Origin of the sequence: Pseudoalteromonas sp. SCSIO 43088, assembly GCF_023650795.1 — a bacterium.
In the GTDB taxonomy this organism is placed as follows: domain Bacteria; phylum Pseudomonadota; class Gammaproteobacteria; order Enterobacterales; family Alteromonadaceae; genus Pseudoalteromonas; species Pseudoalteromonas shioyasakiensis.
This window is the reverse complement of sequence record NZ_CP072675.1, coordinates 2512812-2537736: the sequence shown is the minus strand read 5'-3', so window position 1 is coordinate 2537736 and position 24925 is coordinate 2512812. Positions and strand designations below refer to the sequence as shown.

24 protein-coding genes, 1 tRNA gene and 1 pseudogene are annotated in these 24925 nt (G+C 40.7%); 13 read left to right on the top strand and 13 right to left on the bottom strand.

Going from position 1 to position 24925, the window contains the following annotated elements; all coding sequences use genetic code 11:
- The first annotated feature begins 2 nt into the window (after nucleotides 1-2).
- A pseudogene (locus J8Z28_RS11780) lies at nucleotides 3-1250 on the top strand (ATP-binding protein).
- A 112-nt stretch (nucleotides 1251-1362) separates the two neighbouring features.
- Here the strand turns inward: J8Z28_RS11780 and J8Z28_RS11775 are convergent.
- The 3 genes from J8Z28_RS11775 to J8Z28_RS11765 form a co-directional block, all read right to left on the bottom strand.
- A complete protein-coding gene (locus tag J8Z28_RS11775) occupies nucleotides 1363-1578 on the bottom strand; it encodes a DUF3820 family protein (RefSeq protein WP_054561873.1) in 216 nt (71 codons plus the stop codon).
- Nucleotides 1579-1711: 133 nt separating this feature from the next.
- Nucleotides 1712-1993, bottom strand: a complete 282-nt coding sequence (locus tag J8Z28_RS11770; protein WP_054561872.1) for a hypothetical protein — start codon at nucleotides 1991-1993, stop codon at nucleotides 1712-1714.
- A gap of 285 nt (nucleotides 1994-2278) precedes the next feature.
- On the bottom strand, nucleotides 2279-3850 hold the full coding sequence (locus J8Z28_RS11765; RefSeq protein ID WP_054561871.1) for a cation:proton antiporter domain-containing protein: 1572 nt from the start codon (nucleotides 3848-3850) through the stop codon (nucleotides 2279-2281).
- Nucleotides 3851-4071: 221 nt separating this feature from the next.
- Here J8Z28_RS11765 and J8Z28_RS11760 point away from each other — a divergent pair, with 221 nt between their 5' ends.
- Both J8Z28_RS11760 and J8Z28_RS11755 read left to right on the top strand, forming a co-directional pair.
- Nucleotides 4072-4815 carry a sporulation protein gene (locus J8Z28_RS11760; RefSeq protein ID WP_054561870.1) on the top strand — a complete coding sequence of 248 codons (744 nt, stop codon included), beginning with the start codon at nucleotides 4072-4074 and terminating at the stop codon, nucleotides 4813-4815.
- Nucleotides 4816-4883: 68 nt separating this feature from the next.
- The gene (locus J8Z28_RS11755; protein ID WP_055197006.1) at nucleotides 4884-5321 is read left to right on the top strand and encodes a GNAT family N-acetyltransferase; all 438 of its coding nucleotides are present in this window, start codon (nucleotides 4884-4886) and stop codon (nucleotides 5319-5321) included.
- Nucleotides 5322-5352: 31 nt separating this feature from the next.
- Here J8Z28_RS11755 and J8Z28_RS11750 read toward each other — a convergent pair whose 3' ends face one another.
- The 6 genes from J8Z28_RS11750 to J8Z28_RS11725 all read right to left on the bottom strand — a co-directional run bounded on the left by J8Z28_RS11750 (nucleotide 5353) and on the right by J8Z28_RS11725 (nucleotide 11108).
- Nucleotides 5353-6705: a sodium-dependent transporter gene (locus J8Z28_RS11750; protein WP_250659483.1), complete on the bottom strand. Its 1353-nt coding sequence runs from the start codon at nucleotides 6703-6705 to the stop codon at nucleotides 5353-5355.
- A 173-nt stretch (nucleotides 6706-6878) separates the two neighbouring features.
- Nucleotides 6879-8168, bottom strand: a complete 1290-nt coding sequence (locus J8Z28_RS11745; RefSeq protein WP_054561867.1) for an ATP-binding protein — start codon at nucleotides 8166-8168, stop codon at nucleotides 6879-6881.
- A 12-nt stretch (nucleotides 8169-8180) separates the two neighbouring features.
- Nucleotides 8181-8888 (bottom strand): response regulator, encoded by a 708-nt coding sequence (locus J8Z28_RS11740; protein WP_054561866.1) that lies wholly within the window; start codon nucleotides 8886-8888, stop codon nucleotides 8181-8183.
- Between the two features lie 13 nt (nucleotides 8889-8901).
- Nucleotides 8902-9306, bottom strand: coding sequence for a DUF3019 domain-containing protein (locus J8Z28_RS11735; protein WP_250659482.1), 405 nt, complete (start codon nucleotides 9304-9306; stop codon nucleotides 8902-8904).
- Complete coding sequence (locus tag J8Z28_RS11730) at nucleotides 9296-10135, bottom strand: MipA/OmpV family protein (RefSeq protein WP_250659481.1); 840 nt, start codon at nucleotides 10133-10135, stop codon at nucleotides 9296-9298. The genes J8Z28_RS11735 and J8Z28_RS11730 overlap by 11 nt, the downstream gene beginning before the upstream one ends.
- Before the next feature lie 166 nt (nucleotides 10136-10301).
- Nucleotides 10302-11108, bottom strand: a complete 807-nt coding sequence (locus tag J8Z28_RS11725) for a hypothetical protein (protein ID WP_250659480.1) — start codon at nucleotides 11106-11108, stop codon at nucleotides 10302-10304.
- Nucleotides 11109-11223: 115 nt separating this feature from the next.
- Here J8Z28_RS11725 and J8Z28_RS11720 point away from each other — a divergent pair, with 115 nt between their 5' ends.
- Nucleotides 11224-12372 (top strand): serine hydrolase domain-containing protein, encoded by a 1149-nt coding sequence (locus J8Z28_RS11720; RefSeq protein ID WP_055197000.1) that lies wholly within the window; start codon nucleotides 11224-11226, stop codon nucleotides 12370-12372.
- A 105-nt stretch (nucleotides 12373-12477) separates the two neighbouring features.
- Here J8Z28_RS11720 and yhbY read toward each other — a convergent pair whose 3' ends face one another.
- On the bottom strand, nucleotides 12478-12774 hold the full coding sequence (gene yhbY, locus J8Z28_RS11715) for a ribosome assembly RNA-binding protein YhbY (protein ID WP_054551950.1): 297 nt from the start codon (nucleotides 12772-12774) through the stop codon (nucleotides 12478-12480).
- 89 nt (nucleotides 12775-12863) lie between these two features.
- On the opposite strand from yhbY, the gene rlmE reads away from it, so the two are divergent.
- The 8 genes from rlmE (at nucleotide 12864) to J8Z28_RS11675 (ending at nucleotide 20296) form a co-directional block, all read left to right on the top strand.
- Entirely contained in the window at nucleotides 12864-13493 is a 630-nt protein-coding gene (gene rlmE / locus J8Z28_RS11710; RefSeq protein ID WP_054551703.1) for a 23S rRNA (uridine(2552)-2'-O)-methyltransferase RlmE, read from the top strand.
- A 66-nt stretch (nucleotides 13494-13559) separates the two neighbouring features.
- Nucleotides 13560-15500, top strand: coding sequence for an ATP-dependent zinc metalloprotease FtsH (ftsH, locus tag J8Z28_RS11705; RefSeq protein WP_054561861.1), 1941 nt, complete (start codon nucleotides 13560-13562; stop codon nucleotides 15498-15500).
- Nucleotides 15501-15628: 128 nt separating this feature from the next.
- Entirely contained in the window at nucleotides 15629-16477 is an 849-nt protein-coding gene (folP, locus tag J8Z28_RS11700; protein WP_250659479.1) for a dihydropteroate synthase, read from the top strand.
- Nucleotides 16470-17825, top strand: coding sequence for a phosphoglucosamine mutase (glmM, locus tag J8Z28_RS11695; protein WP_250659478.1), 1356 nt, complete (start codon nucleotides 16470-16472; stop codon nucleotides 17823-17825). The genes folP and glmM overlap by 8 nt, the downstream gene beginning before the upstream one ends.
- A 69-nt stretch (nucleotides 17826-17894) precedes the next feature.
- The gene (gene tpiA, locus J8Z28_RS11690) at nucleotides 17895-18644 is read left to right on the top strand and encodes a triose-phosphate isomerase (protein WP_055020942.1); all 750 of its coding nucleotides are present in this window, start codon (nucleotides 17895-17897) and stop codon (nucleotides 18642-18644) included.
- A gap of 1 nt (nucleotide 18645) precedes the next feature.
- Entirely contained in the window at nucleotides 18646-18993 is a 348-nt protein-coding gene (gene secG, locus J8Z28_RS11685) for a preprotein translocase subunit SecG (protein WP_054551698.1), read from the top strand.
- Nucleotides 18994-19069: 76 nt separating this feature from the next.
- Nucleotides 19070-19154 (top strand) — tRNA-Leu (locus J8Z28_RS11680).
- 197 nt (nucleotides 19155-19351) lie between these two features.
- The gene (locus J8Z28_RS11675) at nucleotides 19352-20296 is read left to right on the top strand and encodes a general glycosylation pathway protein (RefSeq protein WP_250659477.1); all 945 of its coding nucleotides are present in this window, start codon (nucleotides 19352-19354) and stop codon (nucleotides 20294-20296) included.
- 41 nt (nucleotides 20297-20337) lie between these two features.
- Here J8Z28_RS11675 and J8Z28_RS11670 read toward each other — a convergent pair whose 3' ends face one another.
- From J8Z28_RS11670 to J8Z28_RS11660, 3 genes are all read right to left on the bottom strand, one after another.
- On the bottom strand, nucleotides 20338-20490 hold the full coding sequence (locus J8Z28_RS11670; RefSeq protein WP_167350228.1) for a hypothetical protein: 153 nt from the start codon (nucleotides 20488-20490) through the stop codon (nucleotides 20338-20340).
- Nucleotides 20490-21332 carry a VOC family protein gene (locus J8Z28_RS11665; RefSeq protein WP_250659476.1) on the bottom strand — a complete coding sequence of 281 codons (843 nt, stop codon included), beginning with the start codon at nucleotides 21330-21332 and terminating at the stop codon, nucleotides 20490-20492. Before J8Z28_RS11665 ends, J8Z28_RS11670 begins: the two co-directional genes overlap by 1 nt.
- 211 nt (nucleotides 21333-21543) lie before the next feature.
- Entirely contained in the window at nucleotides 21544-22137 is a 594-nt protein-coding gene (locus J8Z28_RS11660; RefSeq protein ID WP_250659475.1) for a LuxR C-terminal-related transcriptional regulator, read from the bottom strand.
- 526 nt (nucleotides 22138-22663) lie between these two features.
- Here J8Z28_RS11660 and J8Z28_RS11655 point away from each other — a divergent pair.
- Nucleotides 22664-24886 carry a TonB-dependent receptor gene (locus J8Z28_RS11655; protein WP_055196989.1) on the top strand — a complete coding sequence of 741 codons (2223 nt, stop codon included), beginning with the start codon at nucleotides 22664-22666 and terminating at the stop codon, nucleotides 24884-24886.
- The last annotated feature ends 39 nt before the right edge of the window (nucleotides 24887-24925 follow it).

The following is a 24925-nucleotide window of genomic DNA, read 5'->3' as shown; positions in this document are numbered from 1 at the left end:
TAATGGGGAAACTATTTGCTAGCTTATATCTTTATATAATAGTTTCTCTGTTTCTAGTTAGTGGGGTCATAGAGCAGTTATGGCCCTACGAAGAAACGCAACAGCAAATAGCCCTAGACCAAGAATTTGGTAAATCTCTGTGGTTCTTAAGCCAAACTGAAAATGGCTTAGCGACACTCCAACAAGAATTCGAAAGCGAGATAATTAATCTTACCGATCTAGCACTTCCTGAAGACCTAAAAACACAGCTCAACAATGACCATTACCTGTATTTGTTCAATCAAGAACAAAAAGTGGTTTGGTACATAGCTCTTAATGACACTCAGCTTTTACATGTAGGCCCACTTTCAGTTGAAAATCCAAACTTTAGCTCCGTTTGGCCATACTTTTTATTATTAACTGTGATTGGCCTACCAATTGGACTCTAGAGCCTATTGCTATGGCGTGACTTTAATAAATTGACGCTTGCCTGTGAAGCTGTAGGAGGATCGCAAGACTTTGAGCTTCAGGATGCCTCTAAATCATTTTTTCTGCCGATTACTGATACCCTAAACGCGATGCAAGAACGCATTCAGTATCTACTGGCTGCGCAGCAAGAGCTAACTTCTTCCGTTTCTCATGAGTTTAGAACACCCCTTGCGCGTTTAAAGTTTGCTGTTGCCATGCTCGAAGAGCAAATCGAGAATGAAAAGTCGTATACATACATTGATAACATGCAGGCTGATATTGCAGAGCTTGAAGCACTGGTGTCAGAAATGCTTGAATACGCACGACTTGATTCACACCAACCAAGCTTAAAGCCCCGTTCCTGTGACTTAACAGCGCTTATCAATAGTGTGGTGAATAAACTCGAGTTTGCTACTGATATAGAGGTTGCAGTGAGTGCACCCAAGCAGCTTTACTACGAGTGTGACGAGCATTTTATGGCGCGTTGTATTCAAAATTTGTTAGGCAATGCACAAAAATACGCAAACCATAAAATTCATGTAAGTCTTGAAGATTTAGGGGATTCGATACAAATAAGTGTTGAAGACGACGGCCCAGGGATCGCTAAATCTGAGTGGCAAAGTATTTTTAAGCCCTTCACTCGTTTAGATAAAAGTCGTGATAAGAAAACCGGTGGTTTTGGGTTAGGTCTGGCGATTGTTGCTAAAATTGTTAGTTGGCATCAAGGGCAGTCTGAGGTGTGTGACTCACCATTAGGTGGAGCTAAATTTACTATTCATTTGTTTAAAAGTAACTCGCTTTAAATTGCAGGCATAAAAAAAGCGCCTAGGGCGCTTTTTAAAGATTAAAACCAAAAATAAACAAGTAGCAAAGTAATAGACCGCACTTAAAAATAAAAGTTCGAAAAAAGTTTAATTATTTTTCATCTAATAATGGCATTAGCATTTTTTCAAGGCCATTGAGCTTCACTTCATACATCATTGCCAGCTGTGCGCCTAACTGGGAATCAGGAAATCCTTGCTGTTTAAACCAGACTAAATAAGGCTCTGGCAGCAACAATAAAGGGCGACCAGCATACTTTCCAAATGGCATCTTAGTATTTATGGCGCGTTTGAGTTGAGCTGAATCCATCTTTATCTCAAAGAAATTTTAAAGCTAGATGATACGGTAAAAAGGAGAGAGAAAATAGGCTGTGACGGGCAAGAAACAGCCTATTTAGTGAGGGATGTAGGCCCTCAGAATAACAACCACTAATTACGGCGTATTAGTGTAGTTGGTGACGACGCTTTTTCGTAAAGCCAAGTTTATTTAGCTTAACGACAATAGCTGGGTCGTCGATTCGTTCTGGTGTTTCACCATCACGAAGAAAATGATCGCTTGGTACTTGATATACATCGAGCATCTTGTTGAATAACACTGTTCTAATATCCATTGCAGTCATGCCATTGTTTTGTAACTCATCAAGTTGCTGCTGAATATCTGAAAGTTTCCCAGCACGTGCATCATCCGTGTTTGCTAAAAATTCGTTGGTAAACTTATTTTTCATTTAAACAACCTCAATCCATCTAACAGTGCTGAATTAAAAACAGCGGTAATACACAACACTGTTAAACTTTTTTGTTTTAAAAATAGATACTTAGCTAAGCATCTTGAAATTAATTCTACTCTTTTTTTTAGCCTGATTGCTAATCTGGATGTAAAGCTTTGTAAATAAGCTTGACCCAATAGAGGGACTGATTTGATATGTCGTGAAAACTAGTTAGCCAACTAACTGAATACAGTGAAAATAATTCTCAGTACCATGAAAAGGTACCGAGAATTATTTTTTACATTAAGAGAAAAGTTTTTGTTTTACATGCTCTGCGAAGCCGCTACCAGCTTCTAAATAGAAGTTATAAGTAGAATCGACACCCATATCCTCTAGTTCTTTTTGCTGATCTGGATAGTTTGCAATCGCTGTAACTTGACCTTCATAACCTGAAGCACGCAGTTGCTCTAAGGCAAAAATATTTTGCATGTGTTTTGGCATTGCAAGCATCACCATACCTACATGTGAGTGGTTTACCCGCTGCCAAAAGTCAGGGTCAGTGGCATCAGCAAGTAACACTCTGCGGCCTCGTTTAATATGCTTATCAACAACATCCGGCTTAATATCGATACCAGCGACAAGGTTAGGGTGAGTTTGGCTGATTGTTTCATAGGCACCTGTACCAATTCGACCCATACCAAAGATCACGATTTTAGTGTCATTTAGATTAACTGGCAGCTCTTCTGCAAGACGGCTGTTACTTTCAAATTTAAGCAACCAATGTTCAATTTTTACATACACTTCATTCGAGCGTTTATTTAAAGGTGATGCGAGTATAAAGGTGATTGACACAGCGATAGCCATGACAGCTAGCCATTCAGACGTGATTAGATTGCTGGTGGCTGCAACGGCGCAGACAATCAAACCAAATTCACTGTAGTTAGCTAAGCTAAACGCGCTTAATAGTGAAGTACGAGCACGTAATTTGAAAGCGTTTGTCAGCACATAATAAAGTGCAACTTTTACAGGCAAAACCAAAATAATAATGAGTGCAACAATCACAGCATGGCTAGTCAGCTCTGCATTCAAACCAATATTTAAGAAAAAGCCAACCAGTAACACGTCTTTTAAATTAAGCAGTGACTTTGATAATTCACCGGCTTTTTTATGGGATGCGAACATCATACCGATAATCAACGCACCTAAATCACCTTTAAGGCCTGCAAACTCGAAGGCTTGGTAACCAATAATTAGCGCAAAGAAAAAGCCAAACAGGGGCAATAACTCACCGTGTTTTGAGCGATTTAATACCCAAAACATCACAGGACGTAAAATAGGTAAACCAACCAATAATGCCAAAGCCCAAATGTTAGGGGCTTTACCAGTGCTGATGGCTAAGAATATAACGGCAAAGATATCTTGCATAACTAAGATACCGATGGCGATTTTACCATGGAGGCTTGCCATTTCACCGCGCTCTTCAAGTACTTTTACGGCAAATACGGTGCTCGAGAAGCTAAAGGCAAAGCCGACTAACAATGCACTTTGCCAACTAAGTTCGTTAAATAAAGGCAGTGCAAGTGCACCTAGCAGTAACATAAAACCACTAAATAGGGTACTGCTCAAAACAATATGCATTGAAGCAGGCGCCCAAACTTGTGGTTTCATTAAGTTTGATACTTTGAGCTTAAGACCAATGCTAAACAATAACAAAGTAACTCCCAAGCTTGCCAACGTATTAAGCAGCTCGGTTGTCTTATATCCATATAGGTTAAGTGCAAAACCCGCTAATAAAAAGCCGATAAGAGGAGGCAGCTTTAGCTGGTAAACAGCAAAGCCACAAACGAACGCGGTAGCAAAGTAGATTAGTTCCATAGTTTTTCTTTTGACTTCATTTGCTAGAAGTGTAGCGAAATATTTGTTGTTGGAAAACAATATCAGACAGTGAGAGTTCAAAAAATAAGCACTTATACATGATTTATTGATTAATCCACCAAAAGCATCATTTTTTCGCTGACATTAGCTTTTAATTGTGGTTAAGATGCATTAACAAAGGAATTTAAGCCATAGGTTATAAGCTGGCTTAAGGAGAAAAGATGTTTAAGAAAATCCTTGCATCAGTAGGTATTGGTGCAGCAAAAGTTGACACTGTACTTGAGACAGAGCATTTACAACCGGGTCAAAAATTTAATGCCGTTATTGTTATTAAAGGCGGCGATGTTGATCAAGACATATCGGGTTTAGACTTAGCACTGATGACGCGTGTTAAAGTTGAAGGTGAAGATGGTGAGTACTTTACAAACCATGTGATTGAAAAGTGGCGAATTACAGATATCGGCACGATTGCAGCAGGTGCAGAAAAACATATTCCATTTGAAGCGCGACTGCATTCAGAAACACCGATCACCGAAATTAACGCTGGTTATAACCAATCACATGTGTGGCTTGAAACAGGCCTAGATATTGATTTAGCACTTGATCCAACTGATCGTGATGCACTTCACATTTATCCTAATGATGCCGTAAGCACGTTAATGGAAGCGATGGATAGGCTTGGTTTTAGCCTAGTGAAAGCGGATGTTGAAAAAGGCTTCTTAAGAGCACCTACATTCCAATCACATTCGGGATGTTATCAAGAGCTAGAGTATCGCCCAAATAGCCGAAGCCTATTTGGTCTACAAGAGATAGAGTTGTCGTTTGTGCCTGAAGCGCACAAAACTCATGTACTGATTGAACTTGACCGTGCCTTTAGAGGGGATGGTTATGTCGATTTAACTATAGAGCATGATCATGTCAACCTATCGCAGTTGTGTGATCAGCTAGAACGATTATTTGCTTAAAGATTAACGACTAAATAGCTAGTTAAAACCCAGCTACGGCTGGGTTTTTGTCTTCATAAAGGAGCGTTATGTTTACTGTTAAAAGTTATAGCGAACTCAGTAAAGATGAGTTATTTGCCATTTTACGGGCGCGGGTAGATGTATTTGTGGTAGAGCAAACTTGCCCTTACCCAGAAATTGACGAAGTGGATAACAATGAACTGACCCAGCACGTGTTCTTGTTTAAAGGTCAGCAAGTGGCGGCTTATGCACGATGCTATAAAAAGAGTGAGCAGTTTAGCGCATTTGGTCGTGTGCTGGTAGCAGAGCAATTTCGTGGTGAAGGTTTGGCGAGTAAGTTGGTGCAAACTGCGATAGACACATGTAAAGAGCATTGGCCTGACAAAGCGATTATGATTGGTGCTCAGTGTTATTTAACAGGATTTTATCAGCAATTTGGTTTTGAAAATGTGGGCGATGATTACCTAGAAGATGGCATTCCACATCAAGATATGTGTTTGAAGTAGCCTAAATGGCCACTTCAAACATAAATATTTATTAGCTTAACAGAGAGTTAGCAAATACGAGTGAAATGGCTAGTGGGCAAATAAACTTGATATACCATGGCCATACTTTCCAGAAGAAACTACTAGCAGCTTCCGGGCATCCTTGTTGGATTTCTTTTAGCAGTGACGCGCGATGCCAAATCCAACCGACAAAAATACAACACATTAAGCCTAGAATTGGTTGACCAATCTTAGTGGTTAAGGTGATCACAAAGCCAAACAAGGTGCCTAAGTTAAAGACAATTGTAAAACTGATGAGCGCAATAATACCGCCAATGATCCATGTTGCTTGCACACGCTTTAACGCAAAGCGTTCAACAGCATAGGAAACTGGTGCTTCTAGCATCGAAATCGATGAGGTTAACGCTGCAATACTCATTAACGCGAAAAAAGCAAAGCCAACAAAAATACCCACATCACCCATGCTAGTGAAAAGTGCCGGCAGAACTTGGAATACTAAGGTATCTTCAGAAAGTAGTGCACCCTCGGCTGAAAAAATTTGTACGCCTTGTGCCTGTGCTACATACATTGCAGGAATAATGAGTAAACCGGCTACAAAGGCAATGAACACATCGATTAAAGTCACATAAGCGCCTAACGATACTAAGTTCTCTTTCTTGCTGATGTATGAGCCGTAGATGATCATTACGCTGGTACCAAGCGATAATGAGAAAAATGCTTGTCCTAACGCATTCACTAATAACTCAGGGTTTAAAATCGATGAAAAGTCTGGCACTAAATACGCTTTTAAGCCTTCCATTGCGCCATCTTGAGTCATTACATAGATAATTAGCATAAATAAAATGCCTAACAGGGCAGGCATTAAGCGCTTAGACCATTTTTCAATGCCGTTTTCGACGCCTTTAGAGATAATCGCAACAGTTAAAATAATAAATGCGGCAGTGAATAAAAGGTTTCTTGATAGTGACTGCTCACTAAGCCAAGTGCCAGCTTGCTCTTGCCCCGCTAATTGCGCAACGGGTTCAAGGGTCGCACTCAGCATCCAGCCTGCGACGATAGCATAGAAGCTTAAAATTAAACCCGCACAAATAATACCGCCAAAACCTACCATGAAGGCAAACTTCTTTTGCCATGCTTGATTTGTTACTTTTCGAAGTGAAGTGACGGCATTAGCTTGACCATGACGACCAATGACTAACTCAGCCATTAAAGCAGGATAAGCAAGACAAAATGCTAACACTAAATAAGCCACTAAAAACGCGGCACCGCCATTACTTGCAGTTTGTGTTGGGAAACCCCAAATATTTCCTAAGCCAACAGCAGAGCCTGCTGCAGCCATAATAAATCCAAAGCGGGAGCTGAACTCCCCACGTGATGCGCTCATATTATTGTTACTTCTCTATTTGTGACGGCGCTGACAATCTACTTGAATTAACGCTAAATAAAAAGGGTTAATCATCCGCATTTTGGTTGTTCTTCGTTATGTGCGAGCTGTCAGCGTAGATTTCGTGCAATTGCGCATTACAATACGAAACAATTAACACAAATGAAACATGTTTATTGGCTTTTATTTTGAATTGAAAGAGTAAAACACGCGCCACCTAGTTGCTTACTTTTTGATACTTCGACCGTACCATGATGCCAATCAACCACTTTCGCAACGATAGCAAGGCCAAGCCCGTAGCTTTCGCCATCCCGGTTACGATGTGTTTGTTCTTGGAAAAATGGAGTAAATACTTTTTGCCAGTTTTGTTCGCTGACACCCGGACCGTCATCTTCAATTTTTATGGTAACGGATTCACTGGTACTGGTTGCACTGAGCAAAATTTCTGATTCAGCAAAGTCGCAAGCATTACTTAATAAATTAACAATGGCCCGAGCTAACCAGTGTAAATCAGCACAAATATCACCGCCTTCAACTCGGTGATTAATGCGCAAGCTTTGTTGTTCAAGCTTAGGCTCAATTTGATGAATTAAAGTAAGAATATAGGTTTCTAGATCAGAATGATTAAAGGTCAACTGATTCGCTTTTTGCTCAAGGGTTGCAAATGCCAAGTAACTTTTTAGCATTGACTCCATTTGATCTAAGTCGTTTTCCATTCGAGCAAGATACTCAAGGCGCTTTTCGTTATTAGGGCAGTCTTGCGCTGCCTCGAGACCAAACCTTAAGCAGGCGATAGGTGTGCGAATATCGTGAGATAAACTTGATGCCATTAACTTATTTTCATCAAGAAGTTTTTCAATTTGACTCGCCATACGGTTAAATGTCAGCTCAACATCTTTGATATAGGTAAAGTGAGATAAGTGAATACGGCTTTTTAAATCACCTTTAGCAAAGCGTTGTGCCGCTTCGTTTAATACCGTTAAACGCTTGGCCAGTGGCGCAATGATAAAGCCCATAAATACGCATAACCCAGCGTAGAATAACAAGGTCAGTAATACATCGTTGCCTTGCTCGTGTGTTAAGTCTTTATCTAAACGCATTTTTAAGTGGTGTGTGCCTAAAGCAGCTTCACTGTAAAGTAAATAGTATCCTTGCTGATCTTCGAGGATAAGGCCACTAGGTTGGGTTATTTGTGTTAACAATGAATGAGGTAGCGCAAGCGACTGTGTAGGGCGATACTCTAGTTGCACAGCAAAGTTTTGGTTAATATCCGCAATAGCTTGCTCACGCTCTTTAGCATCATACTTAGCGAGTTGCTTTGCAAAGCCTTTAATCATTTGTGTTTCGCTAGAAAACACATCCTGAGGAGCTTGGGTTTGTTGGCTAAAAGCATCAATTAGCCAACCCAACACGATGATTGAAAGCAGGGCACTGCCAAGGAGTGAGATATAAAACTTTTTCACAGGCGCGAGTCGTTATTGCCAAGCGGTGGCAACAAGTAAATAGCCTTTGCCCCAGATAGTTTTAATTTTTTCAGGGTGCTGAGGGTCATCATTAAATTTTTTACGTAATGATGAAATCAGCACATCCACACTTCTGTCTAAGCCATCATATTCGCGCCCTTTCGTTGCCTTAAACACTGCATCACGTGAAACCACTTGACCTGCATTACTTGCTAAATAATGCAGTAGTAGGTACTCAGCGCTTGAGATATGAACCTCATCATTATTAAAGTAAACGGTACGTGACTCAGTATTGATTGATAACTTACCCACATTAATAAGCTCAGAGCTTGTGCTTGATTCTTGTGTATCTGATTTAGAGCGAAGTGCCGCTTTTATACGTGCTAATAAAGCGCGAGGGCGAACGGGCTTCATCATGTAATCACTAGCACCTACTTCAAGGCCAATTACTTCATCCATTTCATCATCACGTGCGGTGAGCATAATAATCGGGGCCTGATAAAACTGTCTTAAATCACGGCACACACTTATACCGTCTTGACCAGGCAGCATAATATCTAACAAAACTAAGTCAGGGTTTGTTTTACGTACCTGCTCAACGACTTGGTCGCCACGTTGGCATATTGTTGTTTGGTAGCCTTGTTCAATTAAATATTCCGCAACCCAATTGGCGAGAGAAATATCATCTTCTACTAATAAGATAGTTCCGTAATGTTCCATTATTTACTCCTGCTTAGAACAGTCGCCAACGACGTTTCTTCTGACGATTTTGATAGACCCACTGTAATTGTATTTCAGTACTTGCGACAACCTTACCGTTATCACTGCTTATAAGTTCAAAACCTATGGTTTCTGCTGAATCAAATTGGTATCTAAATAAGCCCTTTTGTTGCATCAACCAGCACTGAATAATGTGCTTGCTTTGCGCATTACGTAAGCAGTAATTACCAACTTGCTCTTGATGCCATGTTAAATCAACTTCAGCGTAGCAATTCCTACCTTCACGCAGCGCTACGCAAGTGTCGGGCAGGGCAACTAACGCATTTTCAATATCTTTCTTACCTGCTGCAGACTGCTGCTCAGCGAGTAATGGCCCTGACAGTAATAAGGTAAAGCACAAGTAATACTTAGAAAACATAACGCACGCCTACCTTGGCTTTATGCTGATACTCTTGAGAAATAATAGGGCTTTGGTGAATATCGTTTGAAAACCAAGTCGATAACCAACCAGTTAAAAACACCCAATGTCTGTTAATTGGGTATTCTGCATGAAACTCAAAAATAAGGCTGTAAGAGGTATCTGGGTTATATATAGGGCGAGTTTCGAGCGCTTCAGCTTCTGAAATGCCAAAGTAGTAATTTGTAAAGTCTTCTGAGTAGGCACTTAAACCAACGCCAGAGCGAAACTCCCAATTTCGCCAAGGAATGATCTGACTAAAAAACGAATTCATTACCCAGCCATTATGCGCACCTGATATATCATGCAGGTATTCAAATGAAATTTGCGAGTTTTCAAAGCGACGTGATAGGCGAAGGCCTACATCAAAATCGTAGTCGCGTGTTCTGATCCCTTCAAGCTCTTCAATTACATCGTTACCATAAATATTTAAGCCTGTTTCATCAAAGCCAGATTGAATGTTGGTGCCGACAATATCTAAGCCCCATTCAAATTTATCGATAACGCTGTAACCTAATGTTAAACCGCCGCTAAGTTGGCTTTGGTCGTAATCGAGGTAAAAGCTGTCGTAAGAAACTGCGAGGTGTACGTCTGGCTCTATGCCATCATTGTAAGAGTCCATGCCTACAAGGTAAGAATCTTCAATGTAGTAACCTAACCCAATGCCCCAGTCCCATGCAAAGCCTTGGCTTGGCTCTAAAGTATTGTCTGCATAATAGCGGTTACTTGCTTGGCTTGTGGTACTAAGTAAGGTTAAACATATCAATAATAGGGCACTGTAAGCTCGCAATGTTGCTTCCTTGTCTGTGAGAAAGGGTAATAGCTTATAGTATATTGTTAAGGAGTTCCTGTAATCTGTAAAAAAATGTAGTAACAGAAATTGGAAGTGTAAGAAAGTGTTGCAAATTCAAGGAGGGAAGCTGTTTGCCTATGGGCAGACAAACAGCAAAAGTTAGTTACTGAACTTTAATTTTATCGATTAAAATGCTGCTCAGGTAGTACTGCATCATAGGTGTAAGTGCACTAATTTCTGTACGGTTACACGGGCCTTGTTCTTTTTTTAAGGCGGTCATTTGCGTGATAGTTTGATAAGCAGGAATCGTCACTTCTTGATTAATTCGCGCCATGCGAGCTTGTTCCGAGTTTTGCTCGTGCACAAAGCTCGCTACTTCAAGCTCATTCTTGATTACTTGCTGTTGTACAAAGCTATAAATTAGGGGTTCACGGTGAAAGCTTGCGCTGTCAATTGATGACTTTGCAAACCACACAACATCACCGGTTTTCTTGTGAGTTAAGCGCATGCTTACTTGACCTAAAATAGTCGCACATTGCTGAACTGGAAACTGTTTTGCAATTTCATCAAATAAAGGCAGAGGCTTTTCTGGTTTGACTAATTGATATTCTGTGTCTTCAATCAGTTCAAGGTCAAGCTGGTGAATAGATAGGGTGTAATCTGCTTGAGTGCCATCTTCTACAACCTTTAATTGTTTGGCTGTAAGTGCTTCAGTCAGTTGCGTATAAAGTGTATCTGTCACACTGGTTTTGTCGGCAACTATCACCACAGTTTGGTTTTTACTAACTGCATGTGCAGGCAACTGTACTGACTTCACTTTAGGAGCTGCATGCTCTGTTTGATACTCTACTTGAAAGCGATGGCTTTGTAAGCTTGGTTTCTTTGGCATTGAAAGTAATGGCGCAGGTTCAGGTTTAAGGGCACAACCAGCTGAAATTAAAGTAAAAAACAAAACTACAAGTAAGCGCATAAAGATTAATCTACCCATAAATATTTAAGATTAAGCGTATTGTACGTTAGTCGAGGCAAAAGTTCATGATATTATGTTATAAGAAACTTCCTAAACAGACTTAAAAAAATAAATAATGAAGTACAGCTTATCTTTAATTCCCTTTCTTTTTTCTTTTTTACTGCTTTTTGTTAGCGGAGAAGCTGCTTCGAGTGATAAGCAATGGCAAACTTTCGTTGCTGATTATAATAAACACCTTACTCGTAAGTTAAAAAGCAAAGGGATCCCAGGTGGCTCACTGGCGATTGTAAATATTGGTCATGAAGATTTTATTAACGGTATTGGTCGAACAAAAATAGAAAAAGGTCGTAAAGTCGATAAACATACCCGCTTTCGATTGGCATCAGTCTCTAAAACCTTTGCGGGCTCATTAACTGCTAAACTTGCAGCGCAAGGGGAGTTTAATATTGATGACCCAATAAGTAAGTTTATTCCTGCTTTTTCTAATACAGCTTACAAAGATGACTTAAAAATTTATCATATCCTTAGTCATTCTAGTGGCCTAGTACCTAATGCATACGATAACCTAATTGAGTCGCGTATGAGTTACCCAGATATTGTCGAGCGGCTATTGACTGTTGAGCCTATCTGCAAACCAAGCGAGTGCTACGGCTATCAAAATGTGATGTTTAGTTTGATTGACTCAGTGATTTATCAATCAACACAGATGGACTACTCACATTGGATTTCAGAATATATCTTTGCGCCTTTAAAAATGGTGGATGCCAGTGTTGGTTTTGAGGGGATGGTGAAAGACAATAACTATGCTCATCCTCATGTACGCGGAAGAAAGCGTTGGTATACATCTCGTTTAAAGAAGAATTACTATAAAGTGCCTGCAGCTGCAGGTGTGAACGCCAGCGCAAATGACATGGCTATTTGGTTGAATGCGCAGCTAGGACAATACCCAGATGTATTACCACTCGAAGCATTGATCAAACAAACCCGTCCTTATACACATACTAAAAAAGAAACTCGTCGCCGAGTTTGGCGAAGTCATGTTAAAGATGCTTACTATGGATTGGGTTGGCGTGTTTACAACTATGATGATGAAGTACTTTATTACCACAGTGGTTGGGTTCAAGGCTATCGCAGCGATATTGTAGTATTCCCGCATCTAAACATAGGGTTTAGCTTAGTTCTCAATGCAGAAACAGGGTTAATTAATGAATTAACTACCGAGTTTATTAATCGGGTTCTTAAATACACGCGAGAGCAAAAATAGCCTAGCTAAAAAGTTTAGTTACAAATTAATTCAAAATTATTTCTGCCTACAAAAAAGCCAGCATATTTGCTGGCTTTTTCTGATTCGAAATTTCACAAGGCAGGATTAACCGCGTGGTAATTGAATCTTTTTCTCTTCGCTTTGGCGATACAATACAATTGTATGGCCAATTGTTTGTAGTTTCGTTGCGCCTGTCTCGCGAACAATTGCGTCAAAAATCAATGTTTTAGTTTCACGTTCATCTGTAGGAACTTTAACTTTGATTAGTTCATGAATTTCTAGGGCGCTTTCAATTTCAACTAAAACGCCTTCGGTTAATCCGTTTGCACCAAGTAATACAACAGGTTTTAAACTGTGCGCTTGGCCTTTTAAAAACTGCTTTTGTTTGTTCGATAATTTCATCATGTTACAAATTTTGCTGAATATGGCTTGAATTAAGGGTATTCTAACGCCATCTAGAGAATATTACTAATTAGTTACGTATTAATTTTATGGCAAATAAAAAACATTCAGCCAGTTCTAAGCGTTGGCTGAAAGAACATTTCGACGATCCTTATGTTCACGAAGCGCAAAAGAAAGGTTGGCGTTCTCGTGCGGTATTCAAATTAGACGAAATTCAAAACAAAGATAAATTAATCAAACCATCGATGACGGTGGTTGATTTAGGTGCTGCGCCAGGTAGTTGGTCGCAATATTTAGCAGAAAAAGTAGGGGATAAAGGTCAAGTAATTGCTTGTGATATCTTACCTATGGATTCCTTAGCAGGTGTTGACTTCTTACAGGGCGACTTTCGTGAAGAAGCGGTACTTGATGCACTATTGACCCGTATTGATGGAAAAAATGTTGATGTAGTTTTTTCTGATATGGCACCCAATATGAGCGGCAATACATCTGTTGACCAAGCTGGTAGTATGTACTTAGTTGAGTTGGCATTAGATATGTGCCACCAAGTTTTAAAGAAAAATGGTGCATTTTGTGTCAAAGTCTTCCAAGGCGAAGGATTTGATCAATACTTGCAGGAAGTACGTAATAGCTTTAAAGCGGTTAAAATTAGAAAGCCCGATGCATCACGCGCCCGTTCTCGGGAAGTTTATATAGTGGCGACAGGCTACAAACTGTAGTACAGTTGTGCTGCGTTAAGTTGAATTTAAATTAATTGGATACAAGAGGTTAACTCCTTGAGCGATATGGCGAAAAATCTAATACTCTGGCTGGTCATTGCAGTAGTGCTAATGTCAGTGTTTCAGAGCTTTAATGGTGGTGATCAGGCAGATCGCCAAACAAGTTACACTCAATTTGTTAGCGACGCTCGTAGTGGCGCTATCCAAGAAGTCTCAATTGAAAGCACCACAGGTACGATTACTGGTACTAAAACAAATGGTGAGCGCTTTCAAACCATCATGCCAATGTATGATAAAGACATCTTGAATGATCTTTTAAAAAGCAACGTTAATGTAAAAGGCGTTAAGCCAGAAGAGCAGTCATTCCTCGCCAGCATTTTAATCTCTTGGTTCCCGATGTTACTGCTTATTGGTGTGTGGATTTTCTTCATGCGTCAAATGCAAGGTGGTGGCGGTAAAGGCGCGATGTCTTTCGGTAAGAGTAAAGCGCGTCTGATGAGTGAAGACCAAGTTAAAACGACGTTTGCTGATGTTGCTGGTTGTGACGAAGCGAAAGAAGATGTAACTGAACTTGTAGACTTCTTACGTGACCCATCAAAATTCCAAAAACTAGGTGGTAGCATCCCTAAAGGCGTGTTGATGGTTGGTCCTCCTGGTACAGGTAAAACGTTACTAGCTAAAGCAGTAGCTGGTGAAGCTAAAGTGCCGTTTTTCACAATTTCAGGTTCTGATTTCGTAGAAATGTTTGTAGGTGTCGGTGCATCACGTGTACGTGACATGTTCGAGCAAGCGAAAAAAGCAGCACCTTGTATCATCTTTATTGATGAAATCGATGCAGTAGGCCGTAAGCGTGGCGCTGGTATGGGTGGTGGTCACGATGAGCGTGAGCAAACACTTAACCAAATGCTTGTTGAAATGGACGGCTTTGAAGGTAACGAAGGTATTATCGTTATCGCTGCAACAAACCGCCCAGATGTGTTAGACCCTGCGTTATTACGTCCTGGTCGTTTTGACCGTCAAGTTGTTGTTGGACTTCCTGATATTCGTGGTCGTGAACAAATTCTTAAAGTTCACATGCGTAAAGTGCCACTAGGCGACAACGTAGAAGCTGCGGTAATTGCACGTGGTACGCCTGGTTTCTCTGGTGCTGACCTTGCAAACTTAGTTAACGAAGCCGCTTTATATGCAGCTCGTGGTAACAAACGCGTTGTTAGCATGGCAGAGTTTGATGCTGCAAAAGATAAAATCATGATGGGTGCAGAGCGCAAGACCATGGTGATGAGTGAGCAGGAAAAAGAAATGACTGCTTACCATGAAGCGGGCCACGCGATTGTTGGTCGCATGGTACCTGAACATGATCCCGTTTATAAAGTGTCTATCATTCCTCGTGGTCGTGCACTCGGTGTCACTATGTACTTGCCTGAGCAAGACCGTGTGAGTCACTCTAAAGAGCTTTTAGAGTCAATGATCTCTAGCCTTTACGGTGGTCGTATTGCTGAAGCACTAATCTACGGTGAAGATAAAGTGACAACCGGTGCAAGTAACGATATTGAACGTGCAACCGATATTGCTCGTAAAATGGTTACTCAATGGGGTCTAAGTGAAAAACTAGGTCCATTACTTTACGCTGAAGATCAAAACGAAATGTACATGGGTGGCGGCGGTAGCCGTGCTATGAGCATGTCTGATGAAACTGCAAAAGTGATCGACACAGAAGTTCGTTTATTCTCAGATCGTAACTATCAACGTGCAGAGCAAATCCTTAAAGATAACATTGATATCTTACATGCGATGAAAGATGCACTTATGAAGTACGAGACGATTGATGCGGGTCAAATTGATGACTTAATGGCACGTCAGCCTGTACGTGAGCCACGTGATGTTCATGACCGTCGTTCAGATGATAAAAAGCCAGCTCCTTCTGCTGCAAAAGTTGTCGAAAACGACACAAAAGAGCCAGAAGAATCATCAGAAACAAAAACAAATGTTGATGACAAAGCCGAATAGTCGGTACAATTAGACACAGAAAGGCCCCGCTAGTCGGGGCTTTTTTATTTCAAAAAATGCGCAATTTTCAAACTGTTATCTAGAATAATAAATGCGCAATTGACGCTAATTTATAGCATAGGTGTTCAATGACCGTTCTTAACTTACCTCGAGGTCGCACATTACACCTCGATTCCCCAGTGGTGATGGGGATTTTAAATGTCACTCCAGATTCATTCTCTGATGGCGGTAGTTATTGCCAGCTAGACAGCGCTGTCAAACAAGCTCATGCGTTATTAAATCAAGGCGCAAAAATAATTGATATAGGTGGTGAGTCTACCCGCCCAGGGGCACCTGATGTATCTCTTGAAGATGAGCTTGAACGCGTTATTCCTTTAGTTAAAGCGCTTAGAGCAAGCAGTGATTGTATTATTTCGATTGATACCAGCAAGAGCGAAGTAATGCGCCAAGCGATAATCGCAGGAGCTGACATCATCAATGATGTTAGAGCGTTACAAGAACCTGGTGCAGTTGAGGTACTGGCACAATACCCAGAGGTGGCAATTTGCTTAATGCATATGCAAGGTCAGCCTCGCACTATGCAAAGTAACCCGCATTATAATGACTTGTTTAATGATATTAATGAGTTCTTTGCAGAGCGATTAGCTGTGTGTGAGCAAGCGGGCATTCAGCAACAACGTATTATTTTAGACCCAGGCTTTGGCTTTGGTAAGACTTTGGCTCATAATTATCAAATACTTAAAGAGTTTAATATATTTAATAAATTCAATTTACCAGTACTAGCAGGCCTTTCTCGTAAATCGATGATTGGTAATTTATTAAATAGAGACACACATGAACGCTTAGCGGGAAGCCTTGCCGGTGCGCTGATAGCAGCACAAAATGGCGCAAAAATTATTCGTGTTCATGACGTACAAGAAACAGCTGACGTGCTAGCGGTTTGGCAAGCATGTGATCGAGGAATTTCAAATGAGTAACACAAGAAAGTATTTTGGCACAGATGGTGTTCGTGGCATGGTGGGTGAGTTTCCAATTACACCTGAATTTGCTTTAAAGTTAGGTTGGGCTGCAGGGCGTGTATTATCAAAAATTGGCACAAAAAAAGTCATTATTGGTAAAGATACCCGTATTTCTGGCTACATGCTCGAAACATCACTTGAGGCAGGTTTAATTGCTGCTGGTATTGATGTTGTTTTGTTAGGCCCAATGCCGACACCAGCTGTTGCTTATTTAACGCAAACTTTCCGTGCTGAAGCGGGTATTGTGATTAGTGCATCTCATAACCCTTACCATGATAACGGTATTAAGTTTTTCAGTGGTCGTGGTTTAAAGCTTGCAGATGAAGTAGAACTTGAAATTGAAGCCATGATGGATGAACCAATGACCTGTGTTGCTTCTGATAAGCTTGGTAAAGCGCGTCGTTTAGAAACTGCTGATGGTCGCTACATTGAATTCTGCAAAAGCCAATTCCCGCAAGGCTTATCGCTTGAAGGTTTAAAAATTGTTCTCGATTGTGCTAACGGTGCTACTTATAACATTGCACCTTCAGTAATGCGTGAACTAGGCGCGGATGTTATCTGCCATGCCTGTGAGCCAAACGGGGTAAATATCAACTTAGAGTGTGGAGCAACTCATGTTGAAACGCTTAAACGCAAGGTATTAGAACACAATGCCGATGTTGGTATTGCCTACGATGGCGATGGTGACCGAGTAATGATGGTTGACCATAATGGCCGTGTATTTGATGGCGATGACATTGTCTATATCATTGCTTGCCAAGCTGCAAATGACGATATTTTAGGTGGTGGTGTCGTTGGCACTGTCATGTCAAATATGGGTCTTGAGAATGCCTTAAAGGCTCGTGGAATCGAGTTTGCTCGCAGCAAAGTGGGTGACCGCTATGTGATGGAGCTACTTCAAGAGAAGGGTTGGAAAATCGGCGGCGAGAGCTCAGGTCACGTATTAAATCTAGATTTAATTAGCACGGGTGATGGCATTATCTCAAGCTTGCAAGTATTAGCAGCGATGGTAGCGCAGAATAAAACATTGCAAGACTTAGGGGCTGGCTTTACAAAATATCCAATGAAAATGATTAATGTGCGCTACCCACAAGGTACTGATCCAACGCAAGATCAAACGGTGATTGATTCTGTTGCACAAGTTGAAGAAAAATTAGGTGATACAGGTCGTGTATTACTTCGTAAATCAGGTACTGAACCTGTTGTGCGAGTAATGGTTGAAGCTGAACAGGAAAAAGTTGTCCTTGATAGCGCACGTAAAATAGCCGCAGTTGTCGAAACTGTGAGCAAACAAACCGAGGCATAACAATAACCTCTTGTAACTTTGGGCAAGTCGAGTTAGTATCTTGCCCGCTTTCTAATGTGGAGTGGAATAATGGCAACACGTAAGCCGATGGTCGCAGGTAATTGGAAAATGAACGGCTCTCTAGAGCTTGTTGAACAGTTATCAACTGCTATCAAAAATGTTCAATCGGATGAACTGGATATAGTGGTGTTTCCACCATTCCCATTGTTGAGTTCTTTGCAGCAACAAAACGTCACGTTTGGTTCGCAAACAGTCTCTGAAAACCAAGCTGGTGCTTTTACTGGTGAAGTTGATGCTCAGTTAGTCAAAGACCTAGGCGCAGCTTACACTTTGGTTGGTCACTCTGAACGTCGTAGTATCTACGGTGAGTCAGATGAAGTTGTTGCAGATAAGTTTGCGCGAGCGCAGCAAGTTGGCTTAACTCCTATCCTTTGTGTGGGTGAAAGTGAGCAGCAACGTGAAGCAAACGAAACTGAATTAGTGGTTGCAGCTCAAATTGATGCTGTAATTAGCAAATTAGGTGTAGCAGCACTGAAGAATTCTGTGGTAGCATACGAGCCCGTTTGGGCCATTGGCACAGGTAAGACTGCCTCTCCTGAGCAAGCGCAAGCCGTGCACAAGTTTATCCGCGAGAAGATTGCTTCTTCAGATAGCGACGTAGCACAGCAATTAACCATCTTATATGGTGGTAGCGTGAATGAAAAAAATAGCGAATTATTATTTGCACAACCAGATATAGACGGCGGCCTTATTGGTGGCGCGAGTCTTAAAGCAGATTCATTTACTGCTATCTGTGAAAGTGCAAAAGGGACCGTATAAGATGTACGAAATTTTATTAGTAGTTTATTTAATTGTTGCTTTAGCATTAGTTGGTATGGTTTTAATCCAACAAGGTAAAGGCGCAGATATGGGTTCATCATTTGGTGCTGGCGCTTCTGGTACCGTATTTGGCTCATCAGGTGCTGGTAACTTCATGACTAAAACAACAACAATCTTAGCGACGATCTTCTTCGTACTAAGTATTGTTCTAGGTAACCTTACTGCAGGTCAAATCAAAAAGACTGATGAGTGGGAAAACCTAGAAGCTGCGCCAGCTGTTGAAACTGTAACGCCAGCACAATCTGATGTGCCTGCGACAGAAGATAAAACGTCTGACGTACCTAACTAATTAGCTTTGCTAATTATCGTTAAGCAGTTTTCATTCCTCAAGTAAACGTAAAGCTTAACAACATACAGAATTGTATGCGGATGTGGTGGAATTGGTAGACACGCCATCTTGAGGGGGTGGTGGCTTCGGCCGTGGGGGTTCAAGTCCCCCCATCCGCACCAAAATTAAAAAGCTGTAACTCACAGAGTTACAGCTTTTTTCGTTTTAGTGCTTCATAAAACAAAATGCGCACCTTTATAGTGCTTTTATTCTAATGTCATTCCCGTTCACGAAATTAACTAATTGATTATTAATTGAAATAAAAATTGGAGTCTTCCTTGCTTAACTAGAGTGGATATCACTACTTTGAGGAAGCAAGATGGCCAGAATGAGTTATTTAAGTGCTATAGAACGCTATGAAGAGCAACAACAGCTTATTCATGAACTTCTTCTTTCTATACTTGCCAGTGTTCAGGCATCGTTGACTAACAAGCAAGCCTACCAACAGCTCGTCAATCAATATCCATTTCTAGAATTGCAATATTGCTTGAATGAACAAGGCATTCAGCAAGGTGACAATGTTTGCTTTAAGCGTCAGTACAACAAGAAACTGGGTCATATTGGGGCTGGGCAGGACTTAAGTGCTCGGCCTTATTTTTTACTCGCTTCGTCAACACCCGTGCCGCATTTTACTTCGCCATATATTTCGACTGCGACTAAGCACCTTTGTATCTCAGTGATCAAAACAATCCCTTCAGGCAACGATAAACAGCAGTTTTTGGTTATCGATGTGTGTTTAACAGAACTGATTGAATTTATTATGGGAGACACCAAGCGAGCCAGAATGACACCTTACTTTAAGGTGGGTTATGGCTTGATTGTCGCTTGTTTGTTCTGCTTGGTGTTCTATCTGTTATATAAAGTATTTGCCGGAATGGTGGACTTAGTCTTAAGCGAAGACACCCAGTCAGACCCGCTTAAACCATTTACTATTATTATCTTTGTTACTTTAGCGTTGGCTATTTTTGATTTAGGCAAAACAATTCTAGAAGAAGAAATCCTCATGCATAAGGATATTTTTCGGCACAGCTCAACAAGACGAACGATCACACGCTTTATCTCAACAATTTTGATTGCAGTATCGATAGAAGCCTTACTAACCATGTTTAAAGCAGCACTCGGGCAAACTGAGTATGTTATACCTGCTGTATTGATGATGTTTGCTGTGGTAGGTCTGTTGATTGCACTGGCAATTTACGTTTACCTAGGCGCCAAAGCTGAAGATGTGCTGACCCAGGTACAGCGCTTAAAAGTAAAACACTAATGATAGGGCGCTTTGTTTAAAACGTAGCGCCCTGAAATTGATTAAAGTGTACCGCCAATGCCAATACTTGGGTTAACGTACACAGGACCTACTTTAAATGGCGCATTAATATCTAGGCTTGCATAGGGGGTGCAGGCATTTAAAGCTAACATTGCAGCCGCAAGAGCAGCTAAGCGAATCATTTTTTTATTCATTACATTTGCTCCTGAATTACAATACCAGCACCCGCTGGATCACGAATAATGGCGACACTGCCACTTCGCACTTTGTCATTTGGTGCCATTAGAACTATGCCGCCTGCGGCGGTTACTTTTAATAGGGTCGCGTCAACATCGGCTACTTTAATGTAATTCACCCATGTGTTGCCTATCTCGGCATCTGGTTTTTTTACAAAGCCAATCGCAGGTGTGCCATTTAAGGCTAAGTAACTGTAATTGCCATTATTAAGCGGTTTATTTTGTGCTGAATAATTACCAAGTGATTGGTAAAAGGCTTTGCTCTGCTCAGGGTTATCACTCCATACTTCTTGCCAAATCCAGCCGTTATCAGTCTGATGCGTTTCAGGGTCACCATTAACAGTATTGATCAGTGAAAAAACAGCCCCTTGGGGGTCTTCTAATACAGCAATAGTGCCACGGCCTTTAATTTCGGTACTGCTTACTAAGACTTTACCTCCGGCTTTGATCGTTTTTTTACTAACGGCAGCGATGTCTTTACTACTGATAAGGCTCAACCAGTGGCTGGCATTTTGCTTATTATCAAGTTCAGCCATGCCTGCAATTAATTTTCCGTCTAAGGATGCCAGCGTATAGCTATCGTTAACGGCTTGAAACTGCCAACCAAATACACTGCCATAAAATGTTTGAGATTGTGCCAAATTGGGTGTAATCAAATCATGCCACACAACGTGACCTGAGTTTTTTGTTCCTGAATCACTGATTGCAGGTAATTCACTTGAGGTAAGCTGGCAACCTGTCAATGAGACCGCTGTGACTGCCATTAAAATTGTGGCGCGTAAGGGGGTGAGTACTTTCAAAGTTTGCTCCTTGCAAAATGGGGTCAAGTAAAAGCATAGACCATTATTTGTTTGTTATTCAATCAAAAACGATTTTCCCAAAAGGCAAAGAGTTAAATAATTATTTTGCAAAAATACTTAAAGCTTCGAGCAATGCTGTATAGCGCATGATATAGGCGCTAGGATGGAAACAGAATTATGAGGCTGTACCAAGTTACAACTTAATTGCAATTTAGCCCGCAAGCTTATTGAGTTTGTCTATATTTCTTTCGCACCACTGCAAGGCTTTTTGTTTGTTTTTAACATTAATTTTTTGGTAAATCTTGTGCAAGTGAACTCGCACCGTCGCTTCGCTAATAAATAAAGTATCGGCGATTTGAGGGCAGGTCGCGCCAGAAGAAAGCAAGTGCAGTACTTTAGATTCTTTAAACGTTAAGTTATTTGATTGAATTTGATTTTTTTGCTCAGTTTCGAGCATTTCTCTCATCCATTTATCGCTCACTGTTCTTGGAAACCACAAGGCTCCCTTTTTAATTTCTTGTAGCCCTTGTTCAAAAATATCAGTCTTGGTGTTTTTGAAAAATAACCCTTTTAGCTTTGGCCAGTCTTTTAATGGCAGCACATCCGCTCTATCAGGCATATTAAAAATTACCAGATGATGATAGCCATGAACCTTCATAAATTCACTTATTAAATCACGGTTGGTTAAAGTCTCTAAAGAGTCGTAATTAAGCAGCAGAGTTTTATCATCATTCGCAATACAGTAGGGAAGAGTCGAAGCAGGTGACACAGAATCAGCCGCGTTTTTATTAAAAAGAAAATCCATATTCACGCCAAAAACTATCGATAAATGATAACAAGTAAATTGTGTTGCTGATTATTACGTTTAAAAAATGAAATTCCAACAGAGGAAAATTTTGCGCACATTTTTGTTTAGTTAGCTTTTGCCAACTTGGCTGCACTTAATTAAACATTACCTGAGCTAGGTACTCTTTGGAAGCTGAGAAATCTCTGAAATTTGTTTCTACTTTATTGAAAAACAACAAAAATAATGTTCACTTTTTGTTCATTTTAATTGTGTTAACAAGTAAGTTTATAGCGGTAATACAGAGCTAAACATTTATTTTTAGTTACTAATTTGCAAAGAATTTAGTAGCTTATAATTCGAAAATACGGAGGTGATGTGGTTTATTTATACAGTTTTTGATAAAAATTAAAATAATTATACATATTTTCACAAAACTAACATATAATACCCCTCCAGAGGAAAGATGCTTATACCTAAGCGTCTTTTTTTATGCCTGAAATTTACGGGTAAAAATACACACACACGGTATCCTTTGGAGTTTTAATTGAAATTACGTCACCTCTCACAGTTAACTGTAGCCATTGTTGCTGCATTATCTACTTCAGCCTTTGCTGAGCAAGAAAAAACCACTGCTAAACAAGATGCTTTTGAAAAAATCGAAGTAACAGCGCGTAAGCGTACAGAAAGCATTTTTGAGTCGCCAACAGCAGTGACATCAATCGGCGAAAACCTGATTGATAAAGCGAACATGAGCAACCTTGAAGACATTGGTAAATACGTACCTAACCTAAACATCACTCGTTATGGTGTAGGTAATGCGGCCCATGCATCTGTATTTATTCGTGGTATTGGTTTACAAGACCACGTGATCACAACTGATCCGGGGGTAGGTGTTTACTTAGACGGTGTTTACCTTGGTCGCCAAATGGGCTCTAACTTATCATTACCAAATGTTGAGCGTGTAGAGGTATTACGTGGTCCACAAGGTACTTTGTACGGTCGTAACACATTAGGTGGTGCAGTAAATATTATTACTAAGCAACCTGGTGATGAAGGCATTGTAACTACAAATGCAAAAGTAGGTAGCCGTGGTCGTTTAGCCGGTGACGTTTACTTTAATAACAGCCTTACTGACACTGTAAGCATGTCTGCAAGCGTGTCTTATAAGCAACGCGATGGTGTAGGCGAAGCAATTAACCTTGCAAACCCAGAAAAAGAAATTGGTGAAGAGCAAGAGTTAAGCGGTCGTATGGCGCTTAAATGGCAAGCAAACAGCGACTTATCTTTTGTGTTCTCAATTGATGGTGTTGATAACGAATCAGGCCAATCACCATACACAATTGAACTAACGGCGCCACTTGACCCGAATGACCCATTCAATGGTGATTTCCCACTACTAACAGAAGACATGTTACCAAGCGATCCTGATGATTTAGCAACAACGGTAGCGGGTATTGAATCGACGGCTTATTCAGGCTGGGGTACTTCACTAACAGCTGACTGGGATATCAATAATACGTATACGGCTAAGTTCATCACCAGCTACCGTAGCTCAGAATACGAAGGGGGTCTTGATGATGATGCTGTTGCCCTTAACCTATCAGAGTTCCCTGAAGAAGGCGGCGCAGATCAATATTCATTCGAAATCCAGTTAAACGGTAGCTTCGATAATATGGACTTTGTGTCTGGCTTATACTTCTTTAATGAAGATGGCTTCACAAGCTCTGGCCCGTTTGTATTTAGCCCATTCAATACACCTGATGGTCTTCTGAATGATGGTACTACAGCGTCTTTTGGTGATTATGGTTACTTTGATATCAACCAAGAAACTAACTCATACGCAGCTTATATCAATGCGAGCTATGACCTAAGCGACGATTTAACTGTAGGCGGTGGTCTACGTTATTCGAAAGATAAAAAAGAAGCCGATGCCTTATTCCCAACGTTTGCGACACGTAAATACGTAAGTGCTGATTTTGATGCAGTAACATGGGATTTAAATGCGTCTTACCAGCTTAGCAATAACATGAACGTGTATGGCCAAATCCAAAAAGGTTATCAAACAGGTGGTTTCCCTCCGCGTCCATTTGGTGGCCCTGATCAATTTGTTTCTTTCGATGAAACAAAAGCAATTAACTATGAGCTTGGCCTAAAAGGTCAAGTACATGAAGATGTATCTATGATGCTTGCTGTGTTTGTTACTGACTACACAGACCTGGCATTACCATTCTCAGATCCAACTGCAGGTGGCGGTTTTGTTACTATCGTAGAAAATGCCGGTGAATCTAAAGCACAAGGTATCGAGCTTGAGACAACAATTGCATTTACTGATGACTTTACGCTACGTAGCGCAATTGGTTACCTAGATTCAGAAATCACAGAAGTAGATGACGGTGTATTAGGTATTGGTAAAGGTGACTCACCAGCACTAACACCACGTTGGACTGTGATGGTCGCACCTTCTTATTTCATTGATTTAAGTAACGGTGGCACAGTGGCAGTAAACGCTAACTATTCATACCGCAGCGATATGCAAGGTCAGTCGGTTTACAACCAAAGTGAACATATTGACTCTCGTGAATTAGTGGGCTTCAACATTTCTTACTTAAACCCGAACGGTGACTTTGAAGTGACTCTTTACGGTGAGAACGTGTTAAACGAAGTATACGATGTAGGTCGCTTACAACAATCTGGTTTTGTTGGCGTAATGCGCAGCAATGACCGCAGTGAATTTGGCTTAAAATTCAAAAAAGAATTTGAGCTTTAATTACTAACAAAAAAGGGCAAGTAAATACTTGCCCTTTCT

Coding starts and splice junctions, on each gene's coding strand:
- J8Z28_RS11720 (WP_055197000.1), top strand. CDS start 11,224: ATGAAGTACAGCTTATCTTTAATTCCCTTTCTTTTTTCTTTTTTACTG.
- folP (WP_250659479.1), top strand. CDS start 15,629: ATGACCGTTCTTAACTTACCTCGAGGTCGCACATTACACCTCGATTCC.
- J8Z28_RS11755 (WP_055197006.1), top strand. CDS start 4,884: ATGTTTACTGTTAAAAGTTATAGCGAACTCAGTAAAGATGAGTTATTT.
- J8Z28_RS11660 (WP_250659475.1), bottom strand. CDS start 22,137: ATGGATTTTCTTTTTAATAAAAACGCGGCTGATTCTGTGTCACCTGCT.
- J8Z28_RS11735 (WP_250659482.1), bottom strand. CDS start 9,306: ATGTTTTCTAAGTATTACTTGTGCTTTACCTTATTACTGTCAGGGCCA.
- yhbY (WP_054551950.1), bottom strand. CDS start 12,774: ATGAAATTATCGAACAAACAAAAGCAGTTTTTAAAAGGCCAAGCGCAC.
- J8Z28_RS11750 (WP_250659483.1), bottom strand. CDS start 6,705: ATGAGCGCATCACGTGGGGAGTTCAGCTCCCGCTTTGGATTTATTATG.
- J8Z28_RS11765 (WP_054561871.1), bottom strand. CDS start 3,850: ATGGAACTAATCTACTTTGCTACCGCGTTCGTTTGTGGCTTTGCTGTT.
- ftsH (WP_054561861.1), top strand. CDS start 13,560: ATGGCGAAAAATCTAATACTCTGGCTGGTCATTGCAGTAGTGCTAATG.
- J8Z28_RS11725 (WP_250659480.1), bottom strand. CDS start 11,108: ATGCGCTTACTTGTAGTTTTGTTTTTTACTTTAATTTCAGCTGGTTGT.
- secG (WP_054551698.1), top strand. CDS start 18,646: ATGTACGAAATTTTATTAGTAGTTTATTTAATTGTTGCTTTAGCATTA.
- glmM (WP_250659478.1), top strand. CDS start 16,470: ATGAGTAACACAAGAAAGTATTTTGGCACAGATGGTGTTCGTGGCATG.
- J8Z28_RS11740 (WP_054561866.1), bottom strand. CDS start 8,888: ATGGAACATTACGGAACTATCTTATTAGTAGAAGATGATATTTCTCTC.
- J8Z28_RS11670 (WP_167350228.1), bottom strand. CDS start 20,490: ATGAATAAAAAAATGATTCGCTTAGCTGCTCTTGCGGCTGCAATGTTA.
- J8Z28_RS11760 (WP_054561870.1), top strand. CDS start 4,072: ATGTTTAAGAAAATCCTTGCATCAGTAGGTATTGGTGCAGCAAAAGTT.
- J8Z28_RS11775 (WP_054561873.1), bottom strand. CDS start 1,578: ATGGATTCAGCTCAACTCAAACGCGCCATAAATACTAAGATGCCATTT.
- J8Z28_RS11675 (WP_250659477.1), top strand. CDS start 19,352: ATGGCCAGAATGAGTTATTTAAGTGCTATAGAACGCTATGAAGAGCAA.
- tpiA (WP_055020942.1), top strand. CDS start 17,895: ATGGCAACACGTAAGCCGATGGTCGCAGGTAATTGGAAAATGAACGGC.
- J8Z28_RS11770 (WP_054561872.1), bottom strand. CDS start 1,993: ATGAAAAATAAGTTTACCAACGAATTTTTAGCAAACACGGATGATGCA.
- rlmE (WP_054551703.1), top strand. CDS start 12,864: ATGGCAAATAAAAAACATTCAGCCAGTTCTAAGCGTTGGCTGAAAGAA.